The organism is Agrobacterium sp. NPDC058088, assembly GCF_042885035.1.
Taxonomy (GTDB): Bacteria; Pseudomonadota; Alphaproteobacteria; order Rhizobiales; family Rhizobiaceae; genus Agrobacterium.
Window position 1 is genome coordinate 609,562 of sequence record NZ_JBHVSU010000002.1, and the last position, 25,451, is coordinate 635,012.

At 59.7% G+C, this 25,451-nt stretch carries 28 protein-coding genes; 8 read left to right on the top strand and 20 right to left on the bottom strand.

Annotated elements, in window-relative coordinates:
- The first annotated feature begins 127 nt into the window (after nucleotides 1-127).
- Nucleotides 128-748 (top strand): TIGR00730 family Rossman fold protein, encoded by a 621-nt coding sequence (locus ACFVTJ_RS08310; protein WP_006700139.1) that lies wholly within the window; start codon nucleotides 128-130, stop codon nucleotides 746-748.
- A 10-nt stretch (nucleotides 749-758) separates the two neighbouring features.
- Here ACFVTJ_RS08310 and rarD read toward each other — a convergent pair whose 3' ends face one another.
- The 14 genes from rarD to alr all read right to left on the bottom strand — a co-directional run bounded on the left by rarD (nucleotide 759) and on the right by alr (nucleotide 12,915).
- A complete protein-coding gene (gene rarD, locus ACFVTJ_RS08315) occupies nucleotides 759-1,667 on the bottom strand; it encodes an EamA family transporter RarD (protein WP_386906285.1) in 909 nt (302 codons plus the stop codon).
- Nucleotides 1,668-1,904: 237 nt separating this feature from the next.
- Nucleotides 1,905-2,861, bottom strand: coding sequence for a prolyl aminopeptidase (gene pip / locus ACFVTJ_RS08320; protein ID WP_386906287.1), 957 nt, complete (start codon nucleotides 2,859-2,861; stop codon nucleotides 1,905-1,907).
- Nucleotides 2,858-3,343: a GFA family protein gene (locus ACFVTJ_RS08325; protein WP_386906289.1), complete on the bottom strand. Its 486-nt coding sequence runs from the start codon at nucleotides 3,341-3,343 to the stop codon at nucleotides 2,858-2,860. The genes pip and ACFVTJ_RS08325 overlap by 4 nt, the downstream gene beginning before the upstream one ends.
- Nucleotides 3,343-3,804: a GFA family protein gene (locus ACFVTJ_RS08330; RefSeq protein ID WP_386906291.1), complete on the bottom strand. Its 462-nt coding sequence runs from the start codon at nucleotides 3,802-3,804 to the stop codon at nucleotides 3,343-3,345. Before ACFVTJ_RS08330 ends, ACFVTJ_RS08325 begins: the two co-directional genes overlap by 1 nt.
- On the bottom strand, nucleotides 3,801-4,277 hold the full coding sequence (locus tag ACFVTJ_RS08335) for a GFA family protein (protein ID WP_386906293.1): 477 nt from the start codon (nucleotides 4,275-4,277) through the stop codon (nucleotides 3,801-3,803). Before ACFVTJ_RS08335 ends, ACFVTJ_RS08330 begins: the two co-directional genes overlap by 4 nt.
- On the bottom strand, nucleotides 4,274-4,642 hold the full coding sequence (locus ACFVTJ_RS08340) for an endonuclease domain-containing protein (RefSeq protein ID WP_386906295.1): 369 nt from the start codon (nucleotides 4,640-4,642) through the stop codon (nucleotides 4,274-4,276). The genes ACFVTJ_RS08335 and ACFVTJ_RS08340 overlap by 4 nt, the downstream gene beginning before the upstream one ends.
- 254 nt (nucleotides 4,643-4,896) lie before the next feature.
- Nucleotides 4,897-6,282, bottom strand: coding sequence for a cysteine--tRNA ligase (cysS, locus tag ACFVTJ_RS08345; RefSeq protein WP_386906297.1), 1,386 nt, complete (start codon nucleotides 6,280-6,282; stop codon nucleotides 4,897-4,899).
- A 215-nt stretch (nucleotides 6,283-6,497) separates the two neighbouring features.
- On the bottom strand, nucleotides 6,498-7,238 hold the full coding sequence (locus ACFVTJ_RS08350) for an SDR family NAD(P)-dependent oxidoreductase (protein ID WP_386906299.1): 741 nt from the start codon (nucleotides 7,236-7,238) through the stop codon (nucleotides 6,498-6,500).
- Between the two features lie 146 nt (nucleotides 7,239-7,384).
- On the bottom strand, nucleotides 7,385-8,893 hold the full coding sequence (gene purF, locus ACFVTJ_RS08355; protein ID WP_386906301.1) for an amidophosphoribosyltransferase: 1,509 nt from the start codon (nucleotides 8,891-8,893) through the stop codon (nucleotides 7,385-7,387).
- Between the two features lie 138 nt (nucleotides 8,894-9,031).
- On the bottom strand, nucleotides 9,032-9,619 hold the full coding sequence (locus ACFVTJ_RS08360; RefSeq protein WP_080791012.1) for a CvpA family protein: 588 nt from the start codon (nucleotides 9,617-9,619) through the stop codon (nucleotides 9,032-9,034).
- A gap of 89 nt (nucleotides 9,620-9,708) precedes the next feature.
- Entirely contained in the window at nucleotides 9,709-11,115 is a 1,407-nt protein-coding gene (gene radA / locus ACFVTJ_RS08365) for a DNA repair protein RadA (RefSeq protein WP_386906303.1), read from the bottom strand.
- 6 nt (nucleotides 11,116-11,121) lie between these two features.
- Nucleotides 11,122-11,412 (bottom strand): type II toxin-antitoxin system RelE/ParE family toxin, encoded by a 291-nt coding sequence (locus tag ACFVTJ_RS08370; protein WP_386906305.1) that lies wholly within the window; start codon nucleotides 11,410-11,412, stop codon nucleotides 11,122-11,124.
- Complete coding sequence (locus ACFVTJ_RS08375; protein WP_386906307.1) at nucleotides 11,369-11,680, bottom strand: type II toxin-antitoxin system ParD family antitoxin; 312 nt, start codon at nucleotides 11,678-11,680, stop codon at nucleotides 11,369-11,371. The genes ACFVTJ_RS08370 and ACFVTJ_RS08375 overlap by 44 nt, the downstream gene beginning before the upstream one ends.
- A gap of 65 nt (nucleotides 11,681-11,745) precedes the next feature.
- Nucleotides 11,746-12,915, bottom strand: coding sequence for an alanine racemase (gene alr, locus ACFVTJ_RS08380; protein WP_386906309.1), 1,170 nt, complete (start codon nucleotides 12,913-12,915; stop codon nucleotides 11,746-11,748).
- Nucleotides 12,916-13,001: 86 nt separating this feature from the next.
- Between alr and ACFVTJ_RS08385 the strand changes: the two genes are divergently transcribed.
- The 3 genes from ACFVTJ_RS08385 to ACFVTJ_RS08395 all read left to right on the top strand — a co-directional run bounded on the left by ACFVTJ_RS08385 (nucleotide 13,002) and on the right by ACFVTJ_RS08395 (nucleotide 14,957).
- Entirely contained in the window at nucleotides 13,002-13,859 is an 858-nt protein-coding gene (locus ACFVTJ_RS08385; RefSeq protein ID WP_386906311.1) for an AraC family transcriptional regulator, read from the top strand.
- Between the two features lie 94 nt (nucleotides 13,860-13,953).
- On the top strand, nucleotides 13,954-14,658 hold the full coding sequence (locus ACFVTJ_RS08390; protein WP_386906313.1) for an AzlC family ABC transporter permease: 705 nt from the start codon (nucleotides 13,954-13,956) through the stop codon (nucleotides 14,656-14,658).
- Nucleotides 14,655-14,957, top strand: a complete 303-nt coding sequence (locus ACFVTJ_RS08395; protein ID WP_386906315.1) for an AzlD family protein — start codon at nucleotides 14,655-14,657, stop codon at nucleotides 14,955-14,957. The genes ACFVTJ_RS08390 and ACFVTJ_RS08395 overlap by 4 nt, the downstream gene beginning before the upstream one ends.
- Nucleotides 14,958-15,056: 99 nt before the next feature.
- Here ACFVTJ_RS08395 and ACFVTJ_RS08400 read toward each other — a convergent pair whose 3' ends face one another.
- Complete coding sequence (locus ACFVTJ_RS08400; protein WP_137410048.1) at nucleotides 15,057-16,553, bottom strand: replicative DNA helicase; 1,497 nt, start codon at nucleotides 16,551-16,553, stop codon at nucleotides 15,057-15,059.
- Nucleotides 16,554-16,864: 311 nt separating this feature from the next.
- Here ACFVTJ_RS08400 and ACFVTJ_RS08405 point away from each other — a divergent pair, with 311 nt between their 5' ends.
- The 3 genes from ACFVTJ_RS08405 to ACFVTJ_RS08415 are packed head-to-tail and all read left to right on the top strand — an operon-like array spanning nucleotide 16,865 to nucleotide 20,133.
- Nucleotides 16,865-17,320 carry a MarR family winged helix-turn-helix transcriptional regulator gene (locus ACFVTJ_RS08405; protein ID WP_386906317.1) on the top strand — a complete coding sequence of 152 codons (456 nt, stop codon included), beginning with the start codon at nucleotides 16,865-16,867 and terminating at the stop codon, nucleotides 17,318-17,320.
- Nucleotides 17,317-19,047 (top strand): MFS transporter, encoded by a 1,731-nt coding sequence (locus ACFVTJ_RS08410; RefSeq protein WP_386906319.1) that lies wholly within the window; start codon nucleotides 17,317-17,319, stop codon nucleotides 19,045-19,047. The genes ACFVTJ_RS08405 and ACFVTJ_RS08410 overlap by 4 nt, the downstream gene beginning before the upstream one ends.
- Before the next feature lie 18 nt (nucleotides 19,048-19,065).
- On the top strand, nucleotides 19,066-20,133 hold the full coding sequence (locus tag ACFVTJ_RS08415; protein WP_386906321.1) for an HlyD family secretion protein: 1,068 nt from the start codon (nucleotides 19,066-19,068) through the stop codon (nucleotides 20,131-20,133).
- A 267-nt stretch (nucleotides 20,134-20,400) separates the two neighbouring features.
- Here ACFVTJ_RS08415 and rplI read toward each other — a convergent pair whose 3' ends face one another.
- From rplI to ACFVTJ_RS08440, 5 genes are all read right to left on the bottom strand, one after another.
- Nucleotides 20,401-20,976 (bottom strand): 50S ribosomal protein L9, encoded by a 576-nt coding sequence (gene rplI, locus ACFVTJ_RS08420; RefSeq protein WP_077982571.1) that lies wholly within the window; start codon nucleotides 20,974-20,976, stop codon nucleotides 20,401-20,403.
- Between the two features lie 14 nt (nucleotides 20,977-20,990).
- Complete coding sequence (locus ACFVTJ_RS08425; RefSeq protein ID WP_386906324.1) at nucleotides 20,991-21,965, bottom strand: DUF2232 domain-containing protein; 975 nt, start codon at nucleotides 21,963-21,965, stop codon at nucleotides 20,991-20,993.
- Between the two features lie 183 nt (nucleotides 21,966-22,148).
- Nucleotides 22,149-22,397, bottom strand: coding sequence for a 30S ribosomal protein S18 (rpsR, locus tag ACFVTJ_RS08430; RefSeq protein ID WP_003496832.1), 249 nt, complete (start codon nucleotides 22,395-22,397; stop codon nucleotides 22,149-22,151).
- Between the two features lie 13 nt (nucleotides 22,398-22,410).
- A complete protein-coding gene (rpsF, locus tag ACFVTJ_RS08435; protein WP_003520723.1) occupies nucleotides 22,411-22,872 on the bottom strand; it encodes a 30S ribosomal protein S6 in 462 nt (153 codons plus the stop codon).
- A gap of 288 nt (nucleotides 22,873-23,160) precedes the next feature.
- Nucleotides 23,161-24,204 (bottom strand): aldo/keto reductase, encoded by a 1,044-nt coding sequence (locus ACFVTJ_RS08440; protein WP_386906327.1) that lies wholly within the window; start codon nucleotides 24,202-24,204, stop codon nucleotides 23,161-23,163.
- 224 nt (nucleotides 24,205-24,428) lie between these two features.
- Between ACFVTJ_RS08440 and fabD the strand changes: the two genes are divergently transcribed.
- A complete protein-coding gene (fabD, locus tag ACFVTJ_RS08445; protein ID WP_386906329.1) occupies nucleotides 24,429-25,373 on the top strand; it encodes an ACP S-malonyltransferase in 945 nt (314 codons plus the stop codon).
- The last annotated feature ends 78 nt before the right edge of the window (nucleotides 25,374-25,451 follow it).

Sequence of the window (25,451 nt, forward strand, 5' to 3'; positions counted from 1 at the left end):
AACATGAGTTGAGATTGCTAGCGTCTTACCTTCTCCCAGACAAGCGGCGTGTGGCCAAAAGGTCATATTTGCAAGGGATTTCCCAAATTTTCTTGACGTGCAGCATCCCGCATAGTTCCTTCCCTCAATGACGGACAAAAATACAGCGATTCGATCCATCTGCGTTTATTGCGGCTCCCAGCCCGGACGTGATCCAGCCCATATGGAAGCAGGCCGTGCGCTTGGGAAATCCATCGCCGAAAACGGCATCCGCCTCGTTTATGGCGGCGGCACCAAGGGCATCATGGGTGCGGTTGCCAGTGGCGTTCTTTCCAATGGCGGCGAAGTAACGGGCATCATACCGGAATTTCTCGTCGATATGGAGGCAACACGCCATTCTCTCGGACAATTGAACGAGCTTGTCATCACCAAGGACATGCATGAGCGCAAACATATGATGTTTGAGCGCTCGGATGCCTTCGTGACCCTGCCGGGCGGTGTCGGCACACTGGAAGAGATCGTCGAGATCATGACCTGGGCGCAGCTTGGCCGTCACGCCAAACCGATGGTCTTTGCCAATATCAACGGCTTCTGGAACCCCATGCTGGAGCTGGTACAGCATATGCGCGACCAGGGGTTCATCCATCGCGCGCATCTTCTGAACCCGCTCATCATCGACGAGGTGAAGGACATCGTGCCCGCCATCATCGACCGGGCGCTGGCGCAGCAGAACCCGGAAGGCGATCCTTCGGTGATTTCCCGCCTTTAGAGTGTGCGGCCTACTTCTTGAGCCGCATCAGGCTGGAGCCGGTGTAGATCGCCAGCGCCACCCAGATCATCGCAAAGGCTACCATCCGCACCGTGTCGAAGGGTTCCTTGAAGATGAAGATGGCGATGAGGAAGATCATCGTCGGCGCGATATATTGCATGATGCCGATGGTCGACAGCCGCAGCAGCTTGGCGCCGTTGCCATAGAGAATGAGGGGCACGGCGGTGATCACGCCGCTTGCCGCCAGAAGCCAGGTGTCGGTGGAATTACCGCCCATGAAATGCGCCTGTCCGCTGAAGGCAAGCCAGATCATGACCAGCACGGCGGGAATGGACAGCAGCATGACTTCCAGCAGGAAGCCCTGCGTCGCGCCAATCGGTAATGTCTTGCGGAAGAAGGCGTAAAAACCCCAGGAGACGGTAAGCGCGATGGACACCCATGGCAGGCTGCCCGCATGCCAGGTGAGGATGGCAACGGCGAGCGCGACGAGGCCAATGGCGGCGATCTGCGCCGGATAGAGTTTCTCCTTCAGGAGAACGGCGCCGAGGAAGATGCTGAACAGTGGATTGATGAAATAGCCGAGTGCCGCATCCAATGCACGGCCCGCGCCGATCGCCCAGATATAGATACCCCAGTTGATGCTGATGAGGGCGGCCGTCAGGCTTGCCATGGCCAGCATCTTCGGGTTTTTCAGTGCTGTTCTGATTTCCGCCGTCCGCCCGAGTGCGATGAGCACCGCTGCCGCGATCGGCACCGACCAGATGACGCGATGCACGATGACCTCGATTGGCGAGATATGCGCAACCGCCTTCATGTAAATGGGGAGGAAGCCCCACAACAGATATGCGGAGAGCGCGAAAGCAAAACCGCGCGCGCTGTCGCCGCCCTCTTGGGCCGGGAGCGATTTGTCGAGTGCCATGGGGAATACCGCCAATTGTTCGGATGGCGTTTTATAGCGGATCGCCACAATAGCGGCCAATTCATTTCCGTGAAGGGTTCATGAGAAAAACTGCATGAATAACAGGCGCTTTGCTCTTGAAATAAGCTTCCATGTTGACCGTCCGGGTGCTCCAGGCGGGAAATCCCGCGTGGAGCCACATAGGCATCCAGATGAATCACTGTCTCATCCGGCCATTACAAGTCGCTGAAAAGACGCTTATTTCCCGGCAAAGCGATCAGTGGCGCGGATCAGCTGGTCAAGAATGCCGGGCTCACTCATCGCATGTCCAGCAGCCTCGATAATGTGGAAATCCGCCTTCGGCCAGGCCTTGGCCAGCTGCCAGGCATATTTCAGCGGGCAGGGCATGTCGTAGCGCCCATGCACGATGACGCCGATAATATCCCTGAGCTTGCCGGCGTTGCGCAGCAGTTGCTCTTCTTCCAGCCAGCCGCCATTCACGAAGAAATGGTTCTCGATGCGAGCGAAAGCGATGGCATATTTATCCTCGCCGAAATCCTCGACGCGGTCAGGATCGGTGACGAGCGCGATGGTCGCGCCTTCCCACTGGCTCCATGCCTTGGCGCATTCCAGCTTCTTTGCTTCGTCAGCGCCGGTGAGATAGCGATTATAGGCCTGCATCATTTCGCCACGCTCCGCTTCCGGGATGGGCGCGATGAATTTTTCCCACTGGTCCGGATACATTTCCGAGACGCCGAACTGGTAGTACCAGTCCAGTTCCGGCCGGGTAACGGTGTAGATACCGCGCAGGACGAGTTCGCTGACGCGGGTAGGATGGGTCTCGGCATAAGCGAGTGCCAGCGTCGAACCCCAGGAGCCGCCGAAAACCAACCATTTTTCAAAGCCGCAAAGCTCGCGCAGCCTTTCAATGTCGGCAACCAGATGCCAGGTGGTGTTGGCCTCCAGTTCCGCATGCGGCGTGGAACGACCGCAGCCGCGCTGATCGAACAGGATGACATCGTAAAGTGCTGGATCGAAAACCCGGCGATGCGTTGGGTTCACGCCGCCGCCCGGCCCACCATGCAGGAAAACCGCCGGTTTCGCGCCGCGTGTGCCCACCCGTTCCCAATAGATCACATGTCCATCGCCGACATCGAGCATACCGGTCTCGAAAGGTTCGATCTCGGGGTAAAAGCCGCGCAATTTTTCGGTCATGGATTACTGTCCTCTGGTGGCCACTTGGCCGTGTCATGGTCCGGGTGCTGCCGGCTGTTCACCGGCGCGGGCGCATCATCCGTTGCAGGTTCCGGCTCGACCGGCAAGGCATCAAGTTCGGAAAACCAGTGCATCTTGCTGGCAAGATTGGACTGCGCCTCCGGCTTTATCCGCTCTGGCTCGTCCAGCGAACCAAGGGAAATATTGATGAAATCGGCCCCCGGCATGTCGTAAAAGAGCGGCGTGCCGCAGCGGCCGCAAAAACCGCGGCGCACATGGTCGGACGACTGGAACCATGATGCCTCGCCGCGGGTCATCTCAAAGACATCAAGGGCACCGGCCGCAAGTGGCATGAAATAATTGCCCGACGCCTTCTGGCACATGCGGCAATGACACAGATGCGGATAACGCAACCCGCCCTCGATCCGGTAACGCACTGCGCCGCACTGGCATCCGCCGGAAAAGCCCTTCAGCTCGCCCATCAGCGGTCGTCTTCCGGCGGCCAGACCTGCGTGTCGTGATCCGGGTGCTGATAGGAATTGATCTCCGCCTCGTCCACGCCCTGTTCTACGGCTGGTTTGGAAAACAGCTGCTCGATCCACGGCATACGCTTGTGGATGTTGACCTGCACCTGCGGCTCGATCCGCTCCGGCTCATCGAAAGCACCGATGGCGATCTCCACGCCGCCGGGATAATGATAGGTCAGCGGTGTGCCGCATTTGTTGCAGAAACCGCGATGGATTTTCTGCGACGAGCGGAAGAGGGCAGGCTGGCCGCGTGTCCAGACCAGATGCGCCTGATCGGCGCTGACCAGCGCGCCAAAGAAATTGCCGAAATGTTTCTGGCACATGCGGCAATGGCAGATGGAGGCCCGGCCGAGCTTGCCCGCATGGAAACGCACGGCGCCGCACTGGCAACCGCCGGAAAAACCGCTTTCGCTCATTGTCTGTTCTCCGGCGGCCATTGTGCCGTATCATGGTCGGGATGCTGATAGGAGACGAGATTGGTGAGATAGTCCACCGAAGTCAGGTCGTCTTCTGTCGGAACGGCGGGCAGGGTGTGGAGATTGTCGACGAAATCGATCTTGCGTTCCACGCCCCACTGAATTGTCGGTGGCAGGGCCGCGGGATCATCAAACGCGCCAGCTGCGACCGCTATGCCATCCGGTGCCTCATAGGTCAGCGGCGTGCCGCATTCCGGGCAGAAACCACGCTTGACGACGCTGGAGGATTGAAACCGTTTCGGCTCGCCGCGCGTCCATTCGAATTCCACGTTACGCACCGAAACCAGCGGCGCGTAATAGGCTCCAAAAGCCTTCTGGCACATGCGGCAATGGCAGATGGAACTGTCTTTCAAGTCGCCAGTGGCGCGAAAACGGACCGCGCCGCATTGGCATCCGCCGGTATGAGTGGTCATGGTTGGTTCTCCTTTACCGTTCGGATAATGTGGAGACAAACGTTGTCGATGTCTTTCAGGATATCATCGTTCCAGAAACGGAGGACGGTCCAGCCGTCTTTTTCAAGCCGCAAGGTTCTTTCACGATCGTAGTGTGATGCTGCCTCGGATGTATGTTGAGAGCCATCGATCTCGATAATAAGTCGATGATCGGAACAAGCAAAATCGACGATAAAACCGGCAATCGGCATTTGTCTACGGAAACTCAAGCCTTCAAGGCGATGGGCGCGAATGGCGTTCCAGAGTTTCAGCTCGGCATCCGTCATTACTTTCCGCATCTGCTTCGCGTATTTCCGATGCATCGGGTCTACATCTGCATGCGGCATGATTTGGCTCGCCGTTTAGTGCCTCGCCTTAGATTGGTTGAGGGAACTTAAAATCGCAAGCGTATTGTGGTGGGCGAGGATACCCCCCTCTGCCCTGCCGGGCATCTCCCCCACAAGGAGGGAGATCGGCATGACGCGCCTGCGTCACTCTATTTCGACCGAAGAGAAATGCGGGGCCTAACCACGAGTCGATCTCCCCACCTGTGGGGGAGATGCCCGGCAGGGCAGAGGGGGGGAAGCCTCGAACGCGGAGCCTACCGCTTAATCTCCCAAGTCGTCGTCCGCTCGCCCGTTTCCTTGTCCTTGCCATCCTTCAACTGAATGCCCTTCTCCGAAAGCTCGTCGCGAACACGATCTGCCTCCGCAAAGTTCTTCGCCTTCAGCATTTCAAGCCGCAACTCCACCAGCGCATCCACGGCCGAAACGATCGCCTCATCCATTTCCGCCTTCTTGGGTAGCACACCGAGCAGTTCAGCGCTGGCGGCAAAGGCAGGCAGCCGGGATGGGTCCACATTGGCGGCGTGCGCCAGCGCATGCAGCGCTTGCACGGCCGCAACCGTGTTGAGATCATCGGCGAGCGCTTCGAGCACGGTATCGTCCGGCGCAGCATCGGAGGTTTCCGCCGCCGGCCATTTGGCAAGCAGGCGTTCGGCCTCTTCCAGGCGCTTCACCGAAAAATCGATCGGCTCGCGGTAATGCGTCATCAGCATGGCAAGGCGCAGAACCTCGCCCGGCCATTTCCGGCCGCCAAATTTCTCCGTGTGCAGCAATTCGTAGATGGTCACGAAGTTGCCCTCGGACTTCGACATCTTGCGGCCTTCCACCTGCACGAAACCATTATGCATCCACACATTGGCCATGACATGCGTGCCATGGGCGCAGCGCGATTGCGCGATTTCGTTCTCATGGTGCGGAAAAATGAGATCGAGCCCGCCGCCGTGAATGTCGAAGACCTCGCCGAGGTAGCGACCGGCCATGGCCGAGCATTCGATGTGCCAGCCGGGACGGCCACGACCCCAGGGGCTCTCCCAGCCCGGCTCATTATTGGACGAAAGCTTCCACAGGACGAAATCGCCGGGTGTCTTCTTGTGAGCTTCCACCGCCACACGTGCGCCCGCCTGCTGTTCGTCCAGAGGCCGCTTCGAAAGCTGGCCATAATCGGCCATCGAGCGGGTGTCGAACAGCACCTCGCCGCCCGCCGTATAGGCGTGGCCGCGGGCGATCAGTTTTTCGATGAGGTCGATCATCTCGGCAATGTAATCGGTGGCGCGTGGTTCGACAGTCGGCGGAAGGCAGCCCAGCATGGCCACATCGTCATGGAACTGGTCGGCGGTCTTTTTCGTCACCGCATGGATGGCGTCGTTGAGCGGCAGGTGCGGATAGTCGCGCAGGGCCCGCGCATTGATCTTGTCATCGAGATCGGTGATGTTGCGGGCATAGGTCACGTGGGTCTCGCCATAGACGTGACGCAGCAGCCGGTAGAGAACATCGAACACGATGACCGGGCGCGCATTGCCGATATGGGCGAAATCATAGACGGTCGGGCCGCAGACATACATGCGCACATTATCAGCGTCGATTGGCGCAAATTCCGCCTTTTCGCGTGTCAGGGTATTGTGGAGTTTGAGGCGCAAGGACATGCGGGTGTTCCCTAAAGGCAGTCAATTGTCCTGACCGGACCGTTTGTCTGTTGGACCTTGCGGGGAGACGAAAACGATCTGGCCGGCGGCGAACCAGCAAAATTTATTCAGCAGCAGGTGCAGATCGTTGTTTTCATGTCTTGCTTATGGCGCGGCGGTGCCGTGCGGTCAAGAGCATGTGTGGTGACCGCATCGGCTGCTGAAGCATGACATAGTCACTCCGGCTGGCGGTAGTCCACGAATTTCCTGTCCCGCACGACAAAGAGCTTGCCGGTTTCGGTAAGCTCCGGCGAGGCAAGCGGAAGAATGGCGGCGGCAACCTCTGACGGATGCGGCACGGTGGCCGGGTCTTCGCCCGGCATGGCCTGGGCGCGCATCGCCGTGCGCGTGGCGCCCGGATTGATGCTGTTGACACGAAGCGCACTCTTCTGCGTTTCCGCAGCCCAGGTGCGGGCCAGCGCTTCCACGGCGGCCTTGGAGGCGGAGTAGACGCCCCAGAAGGGACGACAGCTATGGGCGGCGCCTGAAGACAGGATCAGCGCGCGGCCGGCATCCGATTTCAGAAGCAGCGGTTCGACCGAGCGAATCAGCCGCCAGGTGGCGGTGACATTGATATTCATGACCCTCTCGAAGACTTTCGCCTCGATATGGCCGACCGGTGAGATCACGCCAAGAACGCCGGCATTGGCAACGAGAATATCGAGCTTGCCCCAGCGCTCGTAGATATTGGCGCCCAGCGCATCGATGGCCTTCATGTCGGAGAGATCGAAGGGAACCAGCGTCGCCGTGCCGCCGACGGCTTTGATGGCGTCGTCCAGCTCCTCAAGACCGCCCACAGTGCGGGCGCAGGCGATGACATGCGCGCCCGCCTTGGCCAGCTCCAGCGCCGTGAAATAGCCGATGCCGCGCGATGCGCCAGTGACAAGAGCGATGCGCCCCTTGAGATCGATAGTCATGGTCTCCCCCGAAATGATTGCGCCTTCTTCTACGAAGCCGCGGCGGCCCGCTGCAAGCAATTATATTGCCGCCGCCATCAGACTGAACAGAAGGCAAGAAAAAAGCGGCCACCGGAGGCCGGTGGCCGCTTGTTCAGTAGCGCTTATCAGCCGTTGCTGGCCAGCATGGAAATCTTGCTGCCCATCGCCTCGCCGTTCTTGTCGAGGAGGCGGGTCGGGTAATCGCCGGTGAAATAATGGTCGGTGAACTGCGGCCGCGCCTGATTGCGGTTCTCACCGCCAACGGCGCGGTAAAGCCCGTCGATCGACAGGAAAGCGAGCGAATCGGCGCCGATATATTTCGCCATCGCGTCGACGTCGGCATACTGGTTCGCCAGCAGCTTGTCGGCGTCAGGTGTGTCGATGCCATAAAAATCGGGGTGGAAGATCATCGGGCTGGCGACGCGGATATGCACTTCCTTGGCGCCGGCTTCGCGGATCATCTGCACGATCTTGACCGAGGTCGTGCCGCGCACGATGGAATCATCCACAAGCACCACGCGCTTGCCTTCGATCATCGCCCGGTTGGCGGAATGCTTGAGCTTGACGCCGAATGCGCGGATCTGCTGCGTCGGCTCGATGAAGGTACGGCCGACATAATGGTTGCGGATGATGCCGTATTCGAAGGGAATGCCGCTTTCCTGCGCAAAACCGAGCGCAGCCGGCGTGCCGCCATCGGGAACCGGGACAACGACGTCGGCTTCCAGCGGCGCTTCCTTGGCAAGGTTCATGCCCATGTTCTTGCGCGTCGTATAGACGTTGCGGCCGCCGACGACGGAATCGGGGCGGGCGAAATAGACATATTCAAACAGGCAAAGACGCTCGGGCTGCGGCTTCGACGGCTTGCGCGCATCGATGGTGATCGAACCGTCAGGCTGGATTTCGCAGATGATGACTTCGCCGTTTTCAACGTCGCGCACGAATTTCGCGCCGATGATATCGAGAGCACAGGTTTCCGAGCAGAAGATCGGCTTGCCGTCCAGCTCGCCCATGACCAGCGGGCGGATGCCGATAGGGTCGCGCGCGGCGATCAGCTTGGTGCGGGTCATCGCCAGCATCGAATACCCGCCTTCCATCTGGCGGATCGCATCGATGAAGCGATCGGCAGTGGAAGAGTGGCGGGAGCGGGCGATAAGGTGAAGCACGACTTCGGTATCCGACGTCGACTGACAGATGGCGCCCGTCGCGATGATCTGGCGGCGAAGCGTCAGGCCGTTGGTGAAGTTGCCGTTATGGGCAATGGAAATGCCGCCTTCTTCCAGCTCGGCAAACAGCGGCTGCACGTTGCGCATCGCCACTTCGCCTGTCGTCGAATAACGGGTGTGGCCAATGGCGATGGACCCGGGCAGGCGGGCGAGCGTTGCGGGATCGGTATAATGATCGCCGACGAGGCCCATATGGCGCTCTTGATGGAAGCGCTTGCCGTCGAAGGAGACGATGCCGGCAGCTTCCTGGCCGCGATGCTGCAGCGCATGCAGACCGAGAGCGGTCAGCGCCGAGGCATCGGCATGGCCGAGAATGCCGAACACGCCGCATTCTTCATGCAGCGTATCGCCGTCGATCTCTTCCTTGAAAGTGGTTCCATGGAATGTGGAATGCGAAAGCGGCTCAATCATCCGGCTTGCCCTTGCTCTCTACCGAGAAAAAAGAAAGACCTCTCCGGTGAGTATCTCTCCCGGTCGGCCCATCTGTGTCGTGCTTGATATTTAGCACAAATAGCGCGCCTTGCATGCATTGCAAGGCGCGACACTGTGTCAATTATTCGTTGCCGGTTGATTTGTGGCCGGCACATCTTCGGCAGGCGCCTGCGCGGCTGCCGGTTCCTGTGGTTTTCCAAGAATACGGGCACGGATCTGCGGCTCGATATCGTCAGGCAGAACCGCCTCCAACTTGCCCACCAGCCCGTCTAGGAAGGGCTTGGACTTGGCCTGGGTCACCCATTCCGGCTGCGTCTTCACATCCACCAGCCAGTTCCAGAAGGCGACGGCGACGACCAGCAAAAGAATGCCGCGCGCGGCGCCGAACAGGAAGCCCAGCGTGCGATCCAGTGCGCCGATGCGGCTGTCGATGATGAAATCGGCAATACGCGAGGTGATGAAGGAAATGACGATCAGCGAGACAAGGAAGACCACGCCGGCGGAACCGGCAATGGCGATCTTGTCGTCATCGGTATAGTTGCGCGCATAGGGCAGCAGGACCGGATAAAGATAATAGGCGGCGGCCACCGAGCCACCCCAGCTCGCAATCGACAGAATCTCGCGTGAAAAACCGCGCACCATCGCAAGAAGGGCGGAGAAAAGAACAACGGCGATGACGATGCCGTCGAAAATTGTAATGGGCATATACCAACTCCGGAGGTGCGACGCCTTGTCAGACGCTGCCTTGCCAATTTTGCGATCCTCTTACACCACTGTTTCCCTTGGCGAAAGGATCAATATTCGTCGTCCTCAACCTGTTTGAACCGGTTGCCGGAGCCGGCGATGCGGGCAACGAGGTCTGGAAGGCTTTCAATTTCCGTCCAGCGACCCTTGCCCGCTTTCGGCAATTCAGCCGAACCAGACGGCAGAAGTGCGGCGGAAAAGCCAAGTTTTTCGGCTTCTTTCAACCGCTGCACCGTATGCGCCACCGGCCGTACCGCACCCGACAGGCTGATTTCGCCGAAATAGACGCAATCGGCAGGCAGGGCAAGGCCGGCCAGCGAGGAAACCAACGCAGACGCAATCGCCATATCCGCCGCCGGTTCGGAAATACGGTATCCTCCGGCGACATTCAAATAAACGTCATGCTGGCCGAGCTTTACGCCGCAATGGGCCTCCAGCACGGCAAGGGTCATGGCAAGCCGCGAACTGTCCCAGCCGACCACGGCACGGCGCGGCGTTCCAAGTGAGGTGGCGGCGACCAGCGCCTGCACTTCGACGAGCACCGGACGGGTGCCTTCGATGCCGGCGAAAACGGCGGCTCCGGGAGATTTTTCGTTGCGCTCGCCCAGAAACAGCTCGGAGGGGTTGGAGACTTCCCTGAGGCCGCGATCCGACATTTCGAACACGCCGATCTCGTCCGTCGGCCCGAAGCGGTTCTTGACGGTGCGCAAAATACGGTAGTGGTGGCCGCGGTCACCCTCGAAATAAAGCACGGCATCGACCATGTGCTCGACCACGCGCGGACCGGCGATCTGGCCTTCCTTGGTGACGTGGCCGACAAGCACCATGGTCGCACCCGTCTGCTTGGCGAAGCGGATCATCGCCTGCACACCAGTGCGCACCTGCGTCACCGTGCCGGGTGCGGAATCGGCCGTGTCGCTCCACAATGTCTGGATGGAATCGATGATGATGAGATCGGGCCGCTTGCCCTCGGAAACCGTCGCCAGAATATCCTCGACATTGGTTTCCGCCGCCAGCAGCACATCGGTTTCCGCCGCCCCCAGACGCTGGGCGCGCAGGCGCACCTGCGCCACCGCCTCTTCGCCTGACACATAGATGACGCGATGCCCACGCCGCGACAGGGCGGCAGCCGCCTGCATCAGCAGCGTCGATTTGCCGATACCAGGATCGCCGCCGATCAGAACGGCCGAACCACGCACGAAACCGCCGCCCGTCGCCCGGTCCAGCTCGCTGATGCCGGTCGGAATACGCGGCGCTTCCTCGATCTCGCCGGAAAGTGAGGTGAGCGTGACGGGTCTGCCCTTCTTCGGCACCTTGCCCGGCCCGGAGCCGATACCGCCCATCGGATCCTCTTCGACGATGGTATTCCACTCGCCGCAGCCTTCGCATTTTCCCGCCCAGCGGGTGTGAACCGTGCCGCAGTTCTGGCACACGAATTGGGTCTTGGCTTTGGCCATCTTATGTCAGTTTTCTTCTTGTTTGAAATCGTCGGCGGAAATGTCTTGATGGCCATGCAGCACGCGCAGCACATACATCTTCTTGTCGTCGACGACGAAATAGATGCATCGATCACGATAGGGGAAAGCCCGCAAATTCGGCGCGAAGCTCCGAGGCACACCTGTTATCCCGTATCGCGCCAGCGAGATCATTTTGACGTTGATATCGTCCAGAAAGCGCCTGGCAGCAACGGGATTGAATTGCGCGATATAATTATGATCGGCGAGAAGATCGTCCAGTGCCCGTGTGGTGATCACCAGACGCCTTCGCTTCATTCTGTTCCCCCGCGAGCTTTATGATATGTGCGGTTAAATCATCCGCCGTGGAAAACTCCATCACCCGGCCGGCTTCCATATCGTCCAGCCCTTCCTGGATCAGTCGCTGAAGCTCTACGAGCTTGCCTTCATTACTGCCGAGCAGGCGCAAACCGGCGGATACCACCGCGTCTGCATCCTTGAAGATGCCAGCCGCCACCTGCTCTTCGATGAACTTCTCGTCCTGCTCGCTCAAATGGATTTCGGGCATTTCGATCTCCTTTTGTTCTCTTTTAGCACAGGTCGCGTCGGCTTTCCAAGCGCTAAAGGTGGCTCTCAGTCGTCGGCCATCAGATATTGCCGTTCGTAACGCAGGCCAAGCCCCGTCAGCATCTCATAGCCGATAGTGCCGGCCGCCCGCGCGGTCTCGTCTACCGGTACGTTGGGGCCAAAGAGCTCGATATAGTCGCCGCTGCGAATGGCATTAACAGGTACATCCGTCACGTCGAAAATGGTGAGGTCCATGGTCACGCGGCCGGCGACGGGCACTTTATGGCCGTTAACGACACCGTAGGCGCCGCCATGATCCATTTCACGCAGCGGAATGCCGGAGCCGGACAGCGAACGCTGATATCCATCCGCATAACCGACGGAAGCAATGGCAAGCCGGCTGGCGCGCTTCAGCAGGAAGCTGCCGCCATAGCTGACGGTCTGGCCTTCACCCGCCTCGCGTATCTGGATGATCCGCGCCTCGGCTTTGGCGACAGGCCGCATCGGGTTGGCCACATCGTTGACCGCCTCGCCGCCATAAAGGGCGATGCCCGGGCGGGTGAGGTCGAAATGATAATCTGAGCCGAGGAAAATCCCGGCGGATGCCGAAAGGCTTGATTCGATACCTTCGAAAGTGGCGCTAACCTTCCGGAATGATTCGAGCTGCGCCCTGTTCATCGGTGAGGAGGGTGTGTCTGCGCAGGCGAGATGTGACAGCACCAGAACCGGGTCGAAACTCGCCGGCCGTGTGACGTCATCGGCAAGGAACAGCGCGTCGTCGAGCGGCAGCCCGAGCCGATTGAAACCGGTATCCACATGCAGCGCGCAGGGGTGGTCGCCCCGTTCGGCAACGGTCGCCATCCAGAAGGACAGCTGTTCTTCTGATGCCAGCACCGGCACCAGATCATTGTCGAAGACCTGCCCTTCCTGTCCCTGCCATATGCCTGACAAGACGAAGATGCGCGCTTCGGGAGCATAGGAACGCAGCGTTGCGCCCTCGGCCACCGTCGCCACGAAGAAGTCCCGCGCGCCGGCGTGGTAGAGCGTCGCGCCGCAATCCTCGATACCGAGACCATAGGCATCGGCCTTGACGACAGCCGCCGTCCGCGCGCTTCCGGACCGCTTCTTCATGTCCCGCCAATTATCGGCGAGAGCGCCGAGATCGACGGTCAGTCTCAGCGGCGCGTGCTCGAAAGCATCATTTTCGGGAAAGCTGTCTTCGAAGTCGTCTGTCATGCCATGCGTCCGGTTGATCTTGGAACCGGCCAGACCCTAGCACTTTTGTTCAAGACGGTAAGGATCGAATGCTCTAAACTTCGCTCATGCACAATGTTTCGCAGGAACAGGCCCTCGATTTCATGCCCGTTGCCACGACGGAAACCACGCGTTTCTGGCGGGACGGACGTTTTGGCGGCATGGAATGCCTGAGCGCGACGTTTCTCACCCATGAATATTCACCGCATGCACATGACACGTTTTCCATCGGTGCAATCGAAAGCGGCTCGCAGATTTCCACCATTCAGGGCACCACCGAACAGACGGGGCCAGGGCATCTTTATCTCATCAATCCCGACGAGATTCACGACGGCGCGCCCGGCGGCGGCGGTTATCGTTACCGCATGATCTATCCCGACACGGCACTGCTGCGCGGCATCATCGAGGACGTAACGGGCAGAGCATTTCACGGCACGCCATCCTTCCCGAAGTTTCTGCCGCGCGATCCGCAGATGGCCGCCTCCTTCCAGATGGCGCACCGGCGGCTGGAGGCCAGAACCGGGGCGCTGGAGGCGGATGAGGGAATGTTTTCGGTTCTGGCGGCCCTGTTCGGTCGGCATGGCAGCGCCATCATCCTGCCGGTCGAAACCCGCGAGAAAACGGCGGTCCATACCGCCCGGGATTATCTCACCGATAATTACGAGAGCGATATTGGCCTTGAAGAACTCGCCTCTATCGCCGGTCTCAGCCGGGCGCATCTCATCCGCGCGTTTCGCAAGGAGTTTCACATCACCCCGCACGCCTATCTGACGGATGTGCGCATCCGCAGGGCGCGTCGGCTTCTGCGTGCCGGCGAGATGCCAGCCGAGGTAGCGGCACTGTGTGGTTTCGCCGATCAGGCGCACTTTACCCGGCATTTCAAGGCGCGTACTGGCGTAACACCGGGACAATTTCGGACGGGTTGACCTGCCGGACACCGTTCCTTCACGCAACGTCACTTTCGTTCAAGACGACTGTATGTCTCAAGCGTAATCCCTTTCCTTCGAAAGGGAGAATGCGATGTTCATATCGGAGAAACGCGCGGAATTTATCGCGGGGCTGCGGGCCGCCGCCCCATTGCTGGTCGCCATGGTGCCGATCGGCGTGGTGTTCGGCGCGGTCGCCATCGGCAAGGGCCTGTCGCCACTTGAGGCCTCGTTGATGTCGATGCTGGTCTTTGCCGGCGGCTCACAATTCGTGGCGATGGATCTATGGACCCATCCCGCAAGCTGGACAGCGCTCGGTTTTGCGGCGCTTCTCGTCAATCTACGCCATGTGCTGATGAGCGCCTCCATCGCCGGCAAGCTGGGCGACTTCAAGGGCTGGCGGAAATATGCAGCGATGCTGGTATTGACGGATGAATCCTGGGCGCTATCGGAATTCCGTGTCATTGCCGGCAGGCTGACACCTGCCTTTTTTACCGGATCCGCGCTTTCCATCTATCTCGTCTGGAACGTCGCAACGCTTGTCGGCGCGCTGCTCGGTTCGGTGGTGGGAGACATGTCGGTCATCGGTCTGGATTTTGCCTTTCCCGCCGTCTTCATCGTGCTGCTCATGGGTTTCTGGAAGGGCAGGGAAACCGGCTTCGTGCTTCTGGCAAGCGCATCCGCTGCCTGTCTCACCCACACGCTGGTTCCCGGCGCGTGGTATATCGCCGCCGGGGCGCTGGCGGGGCTTGCCGTCGCCGCCTTCGGGCGTGAAGAACAGGTGAAGCAGCCGGCATGACGCTCGACCCGAACACGCTGCTAACAATCCTCGCCATGATGGCGGCAACCGTTGCCACGCGTCTGGGCGGCCTGCTGCTGGTCAGTCATTTCACCCTGACGCCGCGTCTGAAAAAGGCGCTCGGCGTGGTGCCGCCCGCCGTCCTGATGGCGGTGGTCACGCCGACGGCGCTCGCCAGCGGCCCGGCTGAAACCATCGCTTGCGCTCTGACGGCCATTGCGGCCCTGCGCTTCAGCCTGCTGCCGGCAGCGGCCCTCGGCGTTGCGTCCGTGGCGCTGCTGCGCGGAATCGGATTGTGAGACAATCCTGCCAAAGTCCTGAAAAGACTCCGGACTCTACGTCCGAAATGCAACGGGCGCAGCGAGGGCAAAAATACATCACCCTCGCTATGCTCCAGATCAATGTTCTTCGTACTGGGTGAAGCTCGGGTCGGCCAGATCGGCAAAGCGCGTGAATTCGGACTGGAAGGCGAGCTTCACCGTTCCGGTCGGTCCGTGACGCTGCTTAGCGATGATGACGTCTGCCGTGCCTTTCACCTTGTCGAACAGGGCTTCCCACTCGGCATATTTGGGATCGGAAATATCGCGCGGTTCCATGTTCTTCACGTAATATTCCTCGCGGAACACGAACAGCACCACGTCGGCGTCCTGCTCGATGGAGCCCGATTCGCGCAGGTCTGAAAGCTGCGGGCGCTTGTCTTCGCGGTTTTCCACCGCACGAGAGAGCTGCGAGAGCGCGATGATCGGAACGTTGAGTTCCTTGCCCAGCGCCTTGAGGCCCGTGGTTATCTGGGTGATTTCCTGCACGCGGTTTTCGCCGCCCTTGCCACCGCCGGTCATCAGCTGAATATAGTCCACGACAAGAACATCGAGGCCGCGCTGGCGCTTCAGGCGACGGGCGCGGGCGGAAAGCTGGGCGATGGAGATACCACCGGTCTGGTCGATGTAAAGCGGCACCTTCTGCATCATCTGGCTGCAGGCCACGAGCTTTTCGAAATCGGACTCGGTGATGTCACCACGGCGGATTTTGGAAGAGGAGACTTCCGTCTGCTCGGAAATGATACGGGTGGCCAGCTGTTCGGACGACATTTCGAGCGAATAAAAGCCGACGACGCCGCCGTTCTTCGCCTTGAAAGAGCCGTCGGGCTGCACTTCCTGCTCATAGGAGGCGGCAATATTATAGGCGATGTTGGTGGCAAGCGAGGTCTTGCCCATACCCGGACGACCCGCAAGCACGATCAGGTCGGAACGCTGCAGGCCGCCCATGCGCCCATCGAGCGAATGAATGCCGGTGGAGATGCCTGAAAGATTGCCGTCGCGCTCGAAGGCCGCGCCCGCCATGTCGATCGCCAGCGCCACCGCGTCGTTGAACGACTGGAAGCCGCCGTCATAACGGCCGGTTTCCGCCAGTTCGAACAGGCGTCGTTCGGTGTCTTCGATCTGAGCCTGCGGGGGCATGTCCAGCGGCGCGTCATAGGCGATGTTGACGACATCCTCGCCGATCTGGATCAGCGCGCGGCGCAGCGCCAGATCATAGATCGCCCGGCCGTAATCTTCCGCGTTGATGATCGACACGGCTTCTGCCGCCAGACGCGCGAGATACTGCGCCACCGTCAGATCGCCGATCTTGTCGTCGGCGGGCAGGAAGGTCTTGATCGTCACCGGATTGGCGGTCTTGCCCATGCGGATGATATCGCCCGCCACCTCGAAAATCTTGCGGTGCAGCGGCTCGTAGAGGTGCACGGGCTTCAGGAAGTCCGATACGCGGTAATAGGCGTCGTTATTCACGAGAATGGCGCCGAGCAGCGCCTGTTCGGCCTCGATGTTGTTGGGCGCTTCGCGGTAATGCGGTTCCGCCGGTTGCGCGGGGGTGATCTTTCTCACAGCGTCGTTCATGGTTTGCGCGATCTCCCTTTGCCTTTGTCCTTACACCTCGGGTTTGGCTTCCTGGGGCATGGCAGTCAATGATATTGTTGCAACACTCCGTGGCAGGCTGACGTCCACTCTGCGAAGCTTGATCACATCTTCAGTTGTCCCCAGCAATCCACAGGGGAGTGGGAACGGGGCGCCGGAATTTTCCGGCAACGTGATTCGCTGCCATGAGTTTACCGCATGGCAGACCCGGCGTGAAAGAAACTTGAAAATCGTCAGGCTTACGAATAAATAGGCAGAAAATAAGTAGTGTGCTAATTATAAGGCTTGCTGACATGTCCCGCGAGACCGACAAGGAACAGCTTCTCGATGAAGTTTCCGCTTTCACCCGCAAACTGCGCGCGTTTTTCGATGCGCGGGTTGGGGAAAGCGGGCTGACGCTGGCGCGTGCGCGTGCGCTTTTTGCGCTCTCGCGGCGCGGCCCGCTGACGCAGACGGAACTTGCCGAGGAAATGGAAATCGAAACGCCGACGCTGGTGCGGGTGCTTGACGGTATGGAAAAACAGAACCTCATCGAGCGCCGTTCCGATGAAAACGACCGTCGGGCAAAACGCATTCACATGACGGCGGAAGGCGAAAAGACATCCGAAACGGTTCAGGCGATGGCGAAATCGCTGCGTTCGGAAATCGCTGCCGATATTTCTTCACAGGATCTGGCGATGGCATTGGATGTCATGCGCCGTCTTTCCGCTAACCTGCATCATCTCGCAACGGGGAGAGTGCAGCCATGAGCACCATCGTGTCGCAGAATGATGATGAAGCGAGGCTGGAAAAAGCGCCCGATCCCGAGCGCTTGGAGGCTGACACTGCCGCTGCGCGCCAAGAGGTGATAGCTGACCCTGCTCCGCAGCCGGCCCCCGCGGCGCCAGTCCAGCCGGATCGCCCGCTCTGGCTACGGCTCTGCTTCATCTTCGCTGGACTGTGTTTTTTCATAACGCAGGGCCTCGGCATGAACCTCGTCATGGCGAATATCTATCAGCTGCAGGGCGAGTTCTCCGCAACTGTAGCCGAGGTCGCCTGGCTCTCCGCCGCCTACATGGCGCCTTATGCCACGTTTTCCATCGCGCTGTTCAAGGTCAGGGCGCAATATGGCCTGCGACCTTTTGCTGAACTCTCCATCGTCGCTTTTGTCGTCGCCAACTGCCTCAACCTTTTCGTCACGGATCTGCATTCGGCAATCGTCATCCGCTTCATCAGCGGCATGGCCGCCGCACCGATTTCGTCGCTCGGCTTCCTTTATATTCTGGAGGCTTTTCCGCCCGCCCGGAAATTTTCGCTCGGTTTCAGCATCGCGCTGACGGGCACGCTGTTGTCGGCGCCGATTGCGCGCATGGTGTCACCATCGCTGCTGGCGATCGATGGCTGGAGCGCCCTTTATTCGATGGAGGTTGGTTTTGCGCTGATCTCGCTTGCGATGATCTACGTCCTCAAGGTCACACCGCCGCCACGCGCGAAAGTCATCGAGCGCATGGATATTCTGAGCTATCTGCTGTTTGCAGGCGGTCTCGGTTGCCTTGCAGTCATGCTGACGCTTGGCCGGTTTTACTGGTGGTTCGAAACCTGGTGGCTTGGTGCGTTGCTGGCGACATCCATCGCGCTTCTGACGCTGATGGCTTTCATCGAATTGCCGCGTAAGAACCCGTTGCTCGACCTGCGCTGGATTTTTTCCAAAACCAACCTGCACGCCATTGCCGTCCTGTTGGTCTATCGGGCGGTGTCGTCGGAACAATCGTCCACGGCAGTCAGCTTTTATCAGCAACTGGGCCTGCTCAACGACCAGACCACCACGCTTTATGCGCTGGTGCTGCTGGCCACCATTCTCGGCGGTGCCGCCTGCGCCTGGTTGATGCTGACGAAATATGTCGATACGGCTCATGTCATTGCGCTGACATTGATCGCCGCCGGCTCCTTCATGGACAGCCAGTCCACCAATCTGACCCGTCCGGAGCAGATGTATCTCAGCCAGATGATGATCGCCTTTGGTGCGGCCATGTTCCTGCCGCCCGTCATGGCCAAGGGCTTTGGCGCAGCGCTGGCCCGCGGTGCGCCCTATCTGGTGAACTTCATCACCATCTTCCTGTTCACGCAAATCACCGGCTCGATGCTGATGACCGGCCTGCTCGGCAGCTTCGTGACGCTGCGGGAGAAATTCCACTCCAATATTCTGGTGGAAAATATCCTGCTTACCAATCCCGTGGTTGCCCAGCGTGTGTCCCAACTTTCCGGCGCTTACAGCCACATCATCACCGATCCTGCCTTGCTGAAGGCGGAGGGGTTGTCGCTGCTCGGTCAGCAGGTCAGCAGGGAAGCCTATGTGCTTGCCTACAACGATACGTTCCTGCTGATATCAGTTGTCTCGGCGCTGGCGCTCACCTTCCTTTTAATCCATCTTGCCTGGCGACGCATCTGGCCTCTCCTTTCGGGAAATGCCGATGCCGCGCCAGCGACACAGTCTTGAACATCCAAGAGTGACATCATGCTGAAGAAGTTTTTTACCCCCGTTTCCATTCTCGTGCTGCTCGGCGGCATCGCCGGTGTGGCGCTGGTGCTTTACGCCTGGCGGCTGCCGCCTTTCCTTTCCACCGTCGAAATGACCGACAACGCCTTTGTCAGGGGCTACGTCACCATGATGAGCCCGCAGGTCAGCGGTTATGTCGTGGATGTTCCGGTGAAGGACTATCAGGAAGTCAAACAGGGCACCCTGCTGGCCAGGATCGATGATCGCATCTATCGCCAGAAACAGGCGCAGGCGGAAGCAACGCTCGATACGCACAAGGCGGCACTCGACAATTCCCGCCAGCAGGAAAATGCCGCCAATGCCAATATCCGCTCCAGTGAAGCGGCGGTCGACAGCGCCACAGCCTCACTGAAGCAGGCGCAGCTCGCCTCCGATCGGCAGGATAATCTGATCAAGAGCGGTGTCGGAACTTCCAGTCTGCAGGAAGAAGCCCATGCAGCGCTTGAAAAGGCACGGGCGTCGCTCTCCCAGGCGAAAGCTGCGCTCGAAGTTTCCCGGCAGGATCTGCAGACCATCATCGTCAACCGCAGCTCGCTGCAGGCGGCCGTCGCCAATGCCGAAGCCGCCGTCGAACTCGCCCGAATCGATCTTGCCAATACCGAAATCCATGCGCCCGTGGATGGCCGGCTCGGCGAAATTGGCGTGCGCACCGGCCAATATGTCACCGCAGGAACGCAGCTGATGGCCGTTGTACCGCATGATGTCTGGGTTATCGCCAATTTCAAGGAAACCCAGCTTGCCGGGATGCAGGTGGGCCAGCCGGTAACGATCTCGGTGGACGCGCTGCATCGCCGCAAGCTGACCGGCCATGTGGAGCGTTTTTCGCCCGCCACGGGTTCGGAATTCGCCGTCATCAAGCCCGACAATGCGACCGGCAATTTCGTGAAGATCGCGCAGCGTCTCGGTGTGCGCATCACCATCGACGCGGATCAGCCGCTGGCGGCGGAACTTTCGCCGGGCATGTCGGTGGTCGTGCATGTGGATAAGAGCAAGGGGCCTGACGGGTCGGAGACGGCGGCGAGGTAGTCTGGCTTGGGAGTGTGCCAAGAGGCGCCCCCCTCTGTCCTGCCGGACATCTCCCCCTCAAGGGGTGAGATCGACAAGCGGTCAGGTCTCGCCCATCTCAACAGCTGCGAATGAAGTGATGATAGTGCCTCCTGCCGATCTCCCCCCTTGTGGGGGAGATGCCCGGCAGGGCAGAGGGGGGTAAACCTCTCCGAAAACTCTCAGCGCGCAAACAAAAAACCCCGGATGTCGCCATCCGGGGTTTTCCTTTGACCGTTAGGCCAGATCTTATTCGTCGTCGCCGTCGCGGTCAGCTTCCGGATCGAAGAAGTCTTCCGGACGCAGCGCGTCTTCGTCAACGCCGTAGATGGCATCAGCGGAGGTGAGGCTTTCGCCCTTGGCCTGACGCTCTGCTTCTTCAGCAGAACGGGCAACGTTCAGCTCGACCTGCAGCTCGACTTCGGCGTGCAGGTGCAGGGTAACGTTGTGCAGACCGATGGTCTTGATCGGCGTGTTCAGCTCAACCTGGTTGCGACCGATGTTGAAGCCTTCTGCGCCGAGGATTTCGACGACGTCGCGAGCAGCGACAGAACCGTACAGCTGACCGGTTTCGCCAGCCGAACGGACGACGATGAAGGACTTGCCTTCGAGTGCTTCGGCAACCTTCTGGGCTTCCGACTTGCGCTCGAGGTTACGGGCTTCGAGCGTTGCGCGCTCGGTTTCGAAACGGGTCTTGTTGGCGGCGTTGGCGCGCAGCGCCTTGCCCTGCGGCAGCAGGAAGTTACGGGCATAGCCGTCGCGAACCTTGACGGTTTCGCCCATCTGGCCGAGCTTGTTGATGCGTTCGAGAAGAATAACGTCCATCTTCTTGATCCTTTCTAGTTGTTGGTTTCGTTCGTATTGTCGGTTTTCCGCGCCGGCGTCAGGGAGATCGTGCTGCGCACGTCGCTGAGGCCGAACACGAGAATGATGAACAGCGGAAAGACAAAGACCGCCGAGAGGTATGCGAGAATGAGGACCGGCAGACGCCAGTCCTTGCCCCGAGCGCGTTTGTGCAGGGAGGCGTAACCCGCCATCAGGAAGCCTGCGCCAAAAGTGCCACAGATGACCGCGCCGACCATGGCGACGACGCCGCCGAGGAACATGGCGACGATGCCTGCGAGGAAAATGAAGATGGCGTTGCGGTGCATTCGCAGCGCGGAAGCGATGTCCTCGCGCGGGCGAAGGCCCTTGCCGAAGGAACCGACCAGCCGGGTCGCAAAATAATAAGCCGCAAACAGGAGAATGACCCAAAGACCGCCCTGGACGATCGGCAGCATCAGCACCAGAAGGGACTTTGTCTGGGCCAGCGCCTCGGCATTGGGCTCGAATAAAGGTTCGCGGTTCTGCACCGAGGTCATCATGATATCGACCATGCGTGCGACGAGATCGGGACCGTAACCGATCATCCAGCCCAGAATGACGACGGCGACGGAAACCAGAATGCACAGATGCAGCACGATGCCGGACAGCGGATACCAGGCAAGCAGATCATCCGGGCCGCCAAGCTCGGAGGCGGGGCGCGCCAGATTGGCGAGATGCGAAAGCCATCCTGCCGGGATCAGCGTGAAGATGGCAATGGTCAGCGCGAAAAGCGGCGACATGACCACAGCGCCGATGATGGCGGTGGTGATAACAGCGATGATGGCGGCGCGGTTGCCCCAGCCCATGCCGGCAATGAAGATCGGCATGGCGGAACCGGCATAAAGCAGGAAAGAAAGCGACGACTGTGCCGTTGCGCCAAGCGTTAGAAACGCGGCGCATATGCCGGCGAGAACGCCGGAAATCAGCACTGTCTGGTTCAACTTCTGCACTTCGCTGTCCTGCTGAAACTTAAGCAGTTAGAGGATCGCTCCGGAGAGCCATATCCCCAACATGGGTTTTTAAAGTATCGATCCGCGCCCAACGCGGAAGGATTATAATTTCGACCCGCTGATTAAGAGTCAGCTGATCGAGAAAAGCGAGGCCGCGCCAAAACGCAGCCTCGCTTCAATTCATTACGCTACGACGTAAGGCAGCAGGCCGAGGAAACGGGCGCGCTTGATCGCCTGGGCGAGTTCGCGCTGCTTCTTCTGGGAAACGGCCGTGATGCGGGAAGGAACGATCTTGCCGCGCTCGGAAATGTAGCGCTGCAGGAGACGAACGTCCTTGTAGTCGATCTTCGGAGCGTTGGCGCCGGAGAAGGGGCACGTCTTGCGACGGCGGTGAAACGGGCGGCGTGCCTGGGAAGAGGATGTATCAGCCATTGGTCACTTCTCCTTATGCACGGTCTTCGCGCGGACGGCGCGGACGGTCTTCGCGGTCGCCGAAGCCACCTTCGCGCGGTGCGCGCGGGCCACGATCTTCACGCGGGCCACGGTCCGGACGGTCGCCGTCACGGCGCGGACGGTCGTCACGGTCGCGCTTCTGCATCATCGCGGACGGGCCTTCTTCGTGGGCTTCGACGGCAATGGTCATGTAGCGAAGAACGTCTTCGTTGATGCGCATCTGGCGCTCTACTTCATGGATGGCGGCCGCCGGAGCGTCGATGTCCATGAGAGCGTAGTGAGCCTTGCGGTTCTTCTTGATGCGGTAGGTGAGGGACTTCAGACCCCAGTTCTCGATGCGTCCGACTTTGCCGCCGAACGATTCGATAACGCCCTTGTACTGCTCGACAAGTGCGTCGACCTGCTGGGCAGAAATATCCTGCCGGGCAAGGAAGATGTGTTCGTAAAGAGCCATTTAAGCTTTGCCTTTCTTGCGTTTCGTCCTTCACCCGGCAACGGCGCTAAGCCTCAACGACTGCTCCTGAAAAGGCGTGAGCCTTAAAGCAAGAAAAGCGTTGTTCGAGACGGTCGAGAGCGGAGACACGGGAGGCCGGAAAAACCTTATGGTTCCTGCTGTTCCGTCACCGGAACCAGCCCTCCGTTCAGCCACCAGCCAATTGGACCGGGTGTTGTGAACAGCGCGCTTATACGGATTTTTGCCCGGAATGCAAGGGCGACCGTGAAAAAGCGCGCCGTTTGATCATCAGATCGGCATTGGATATTGCCGGTGGATGCCTGCGATGCCCTTCAGCACCTCTTCGGAAAGAGTGATATCTGCGGCCGCAATGTCAACCTTCAACTGCTCCATGGTGGTGGCGCCGATGATGACGGAGGCCATGAAGGGGCGCGTCAGGCAGAAGGCAATGGCGAGTTTTGCGGGGTCGATACCATGAGCGGCAGCAAGCTCCAGATAGGTCTTGACCGGCGCTTCCTGATGCGGCTGCAAACGGCCACCGAGATCCTTGTTGATGGTTCCGCGTGAACCGGTGGGACGAGCGCCGTTCTGGTATTTCCCGGTCAACAGCCCTGCCGCCAGCGGCGAATAGGCGAGCAGGCCGACATCTTCGTGATGGGCGACTTCCGCCATATCGAGATCGAAGCTGCGGTACAGCAGGTTATATTCATTCTGAATGGTGGCGACGCGGGGCAGGCCCTTGGCCTCGGCAATATCGATATATTTCTGCGTACCCCAGGCGCTTTCGTTGGAAAGGCCAATGGCGCGGATTTTTCCGGCCTTTACCAGTTCGCCGAGCGTTTCCAGCTTTTCGGTGATTTCGGCAAGCGTGCGCTTGGTATCCTGGCCGGAAGCGTCAAAGCTCCATGCGCCACGGAAATGATAGGTCCCGCGATTCGGCCAGTGGATTTGGTAGAGGTCGATGTAGTCGGTCTTCAGGCGCTGGAGGCTGGTATCGACAGCCTCGCGGATCGCGGCAGCGTCGATATCGCGACCGCCACGAATGTAATCACGTCCTGAGCCGGCAACTTTGGTGGCGAGCACGACCTGATCGCGCTTTCCGGTCTTTTCAAACCAGGTGCCGATATAATCTTCCGTCCGGCCCTGGGTTTCAGCGGAAACGGGCGTGGTGGGGTAAAGCTCTGCCGTATCGAAGAAATTGACGCCGTTTTCGATGGCGTAATCCATCTGCGCATGCGCTTCGGCTTCGGTGTTCTGCGTGCCCCATGTCATGGTGCCGAGGCAGATTTCAGACACGGAAATACCCGTGCGGCCCAATAGTCTCTGTTTCATGGAAATGTCCCGGTGCTTGGCCAGATAGTTTGGAAGGTGGGGTGAAAGTAATGGGGATTTGCCGCAGTGCAAGAAAAAATATGATGAAAAGAAAGGGGAAAACAGGTCGGCAAAACCCCTGACAAACGCCTGCCATAGGGCTTCAAGCCTTGACTTCGCTGGCCGGAATGTGAATGGAAGTCCGAAAGAATAAAGGCAAGGCCAGAAAAGAAGGACGACATCCCATGGGTATTGCATTCACATTTCCCGGTCAGGGAAGCCAGGCCATCGGCATGGGCAAGGAGCTGGCGGATAGCTATCCGGAAGCGCGCGTCGTGTTTCAGGAAGTCGACGAGGCGCTCGACCAGAAGCTTTCCGACATCATGTGGAACGGACCGGAAGAGACGCTGACGTTGACCGCCAATGCCCAACCGGCCCTCATGGCCGTGTCCATGGCGGTCATGCGGGTTCTGGAAGCGCGCGGCCTGAAGTTGTCCGATACGGTTTCTTATGTGGCTGGCCATTCGCTCGGCGAATATTCGGCACTCTGTGCCGCCGGCACGTTCTCGATCGCCGATACCGCCCGTCTTCTGCGCATCCGTGGAAATGCCATGCAGGCCGCCGTGCCGGTGGGTGAGGGCGCCATGGCTGCGATTATCGGTCTGGAGCACGATGCCGTTTCCGCCATTTGCGACGAGGCCGGCATTCTCGGCGTGTGCCAGATCGCCAACGACAATGGTGGTGGTCAGCTGGTTATCTCGGGCAGCAAGGCGGCTGTCGAAAAGGCAGCGGCGATCGCCACCGAAAAGGGCGCCAAACGCGCCATCATGCTGCCAGTTTCCGCTCCCTTCCACTCCGCACTGATGGCGCCGGCGGCAGAAGCGATGCGCGAGGCGCTGGCGAAAGTCGAAAAGCACAATCCGGTCGTGCCTGTCATCGCTAACGTGCGCGCCGCCCCCGTTTCCGACGCGAGCGAGATCGCCGCTCTGCTAGTCGAGCAGGTAACGGGCCAGGTGCGCTGGCGCGAGACGGTGGAATGGTTTGCCGCCAACAACGTGACCCAGCTTTACGAAATCGGTTCCGGCAAGGTGCTGACGGGCCTTGCCCGCCGCATCGACAAGACGGTGAACGGCGTTGCCGTCAACGGTGCTGCCGATATCGACCAGCTTCTCGCTACGCTTATCGGCTGACGGTTTTTCCCCGCAGCCGCATTCCTCAGGGCGCAATAACGCTCAACATTTTCAGTCCGAAGCTCTAAAGAAGGAATA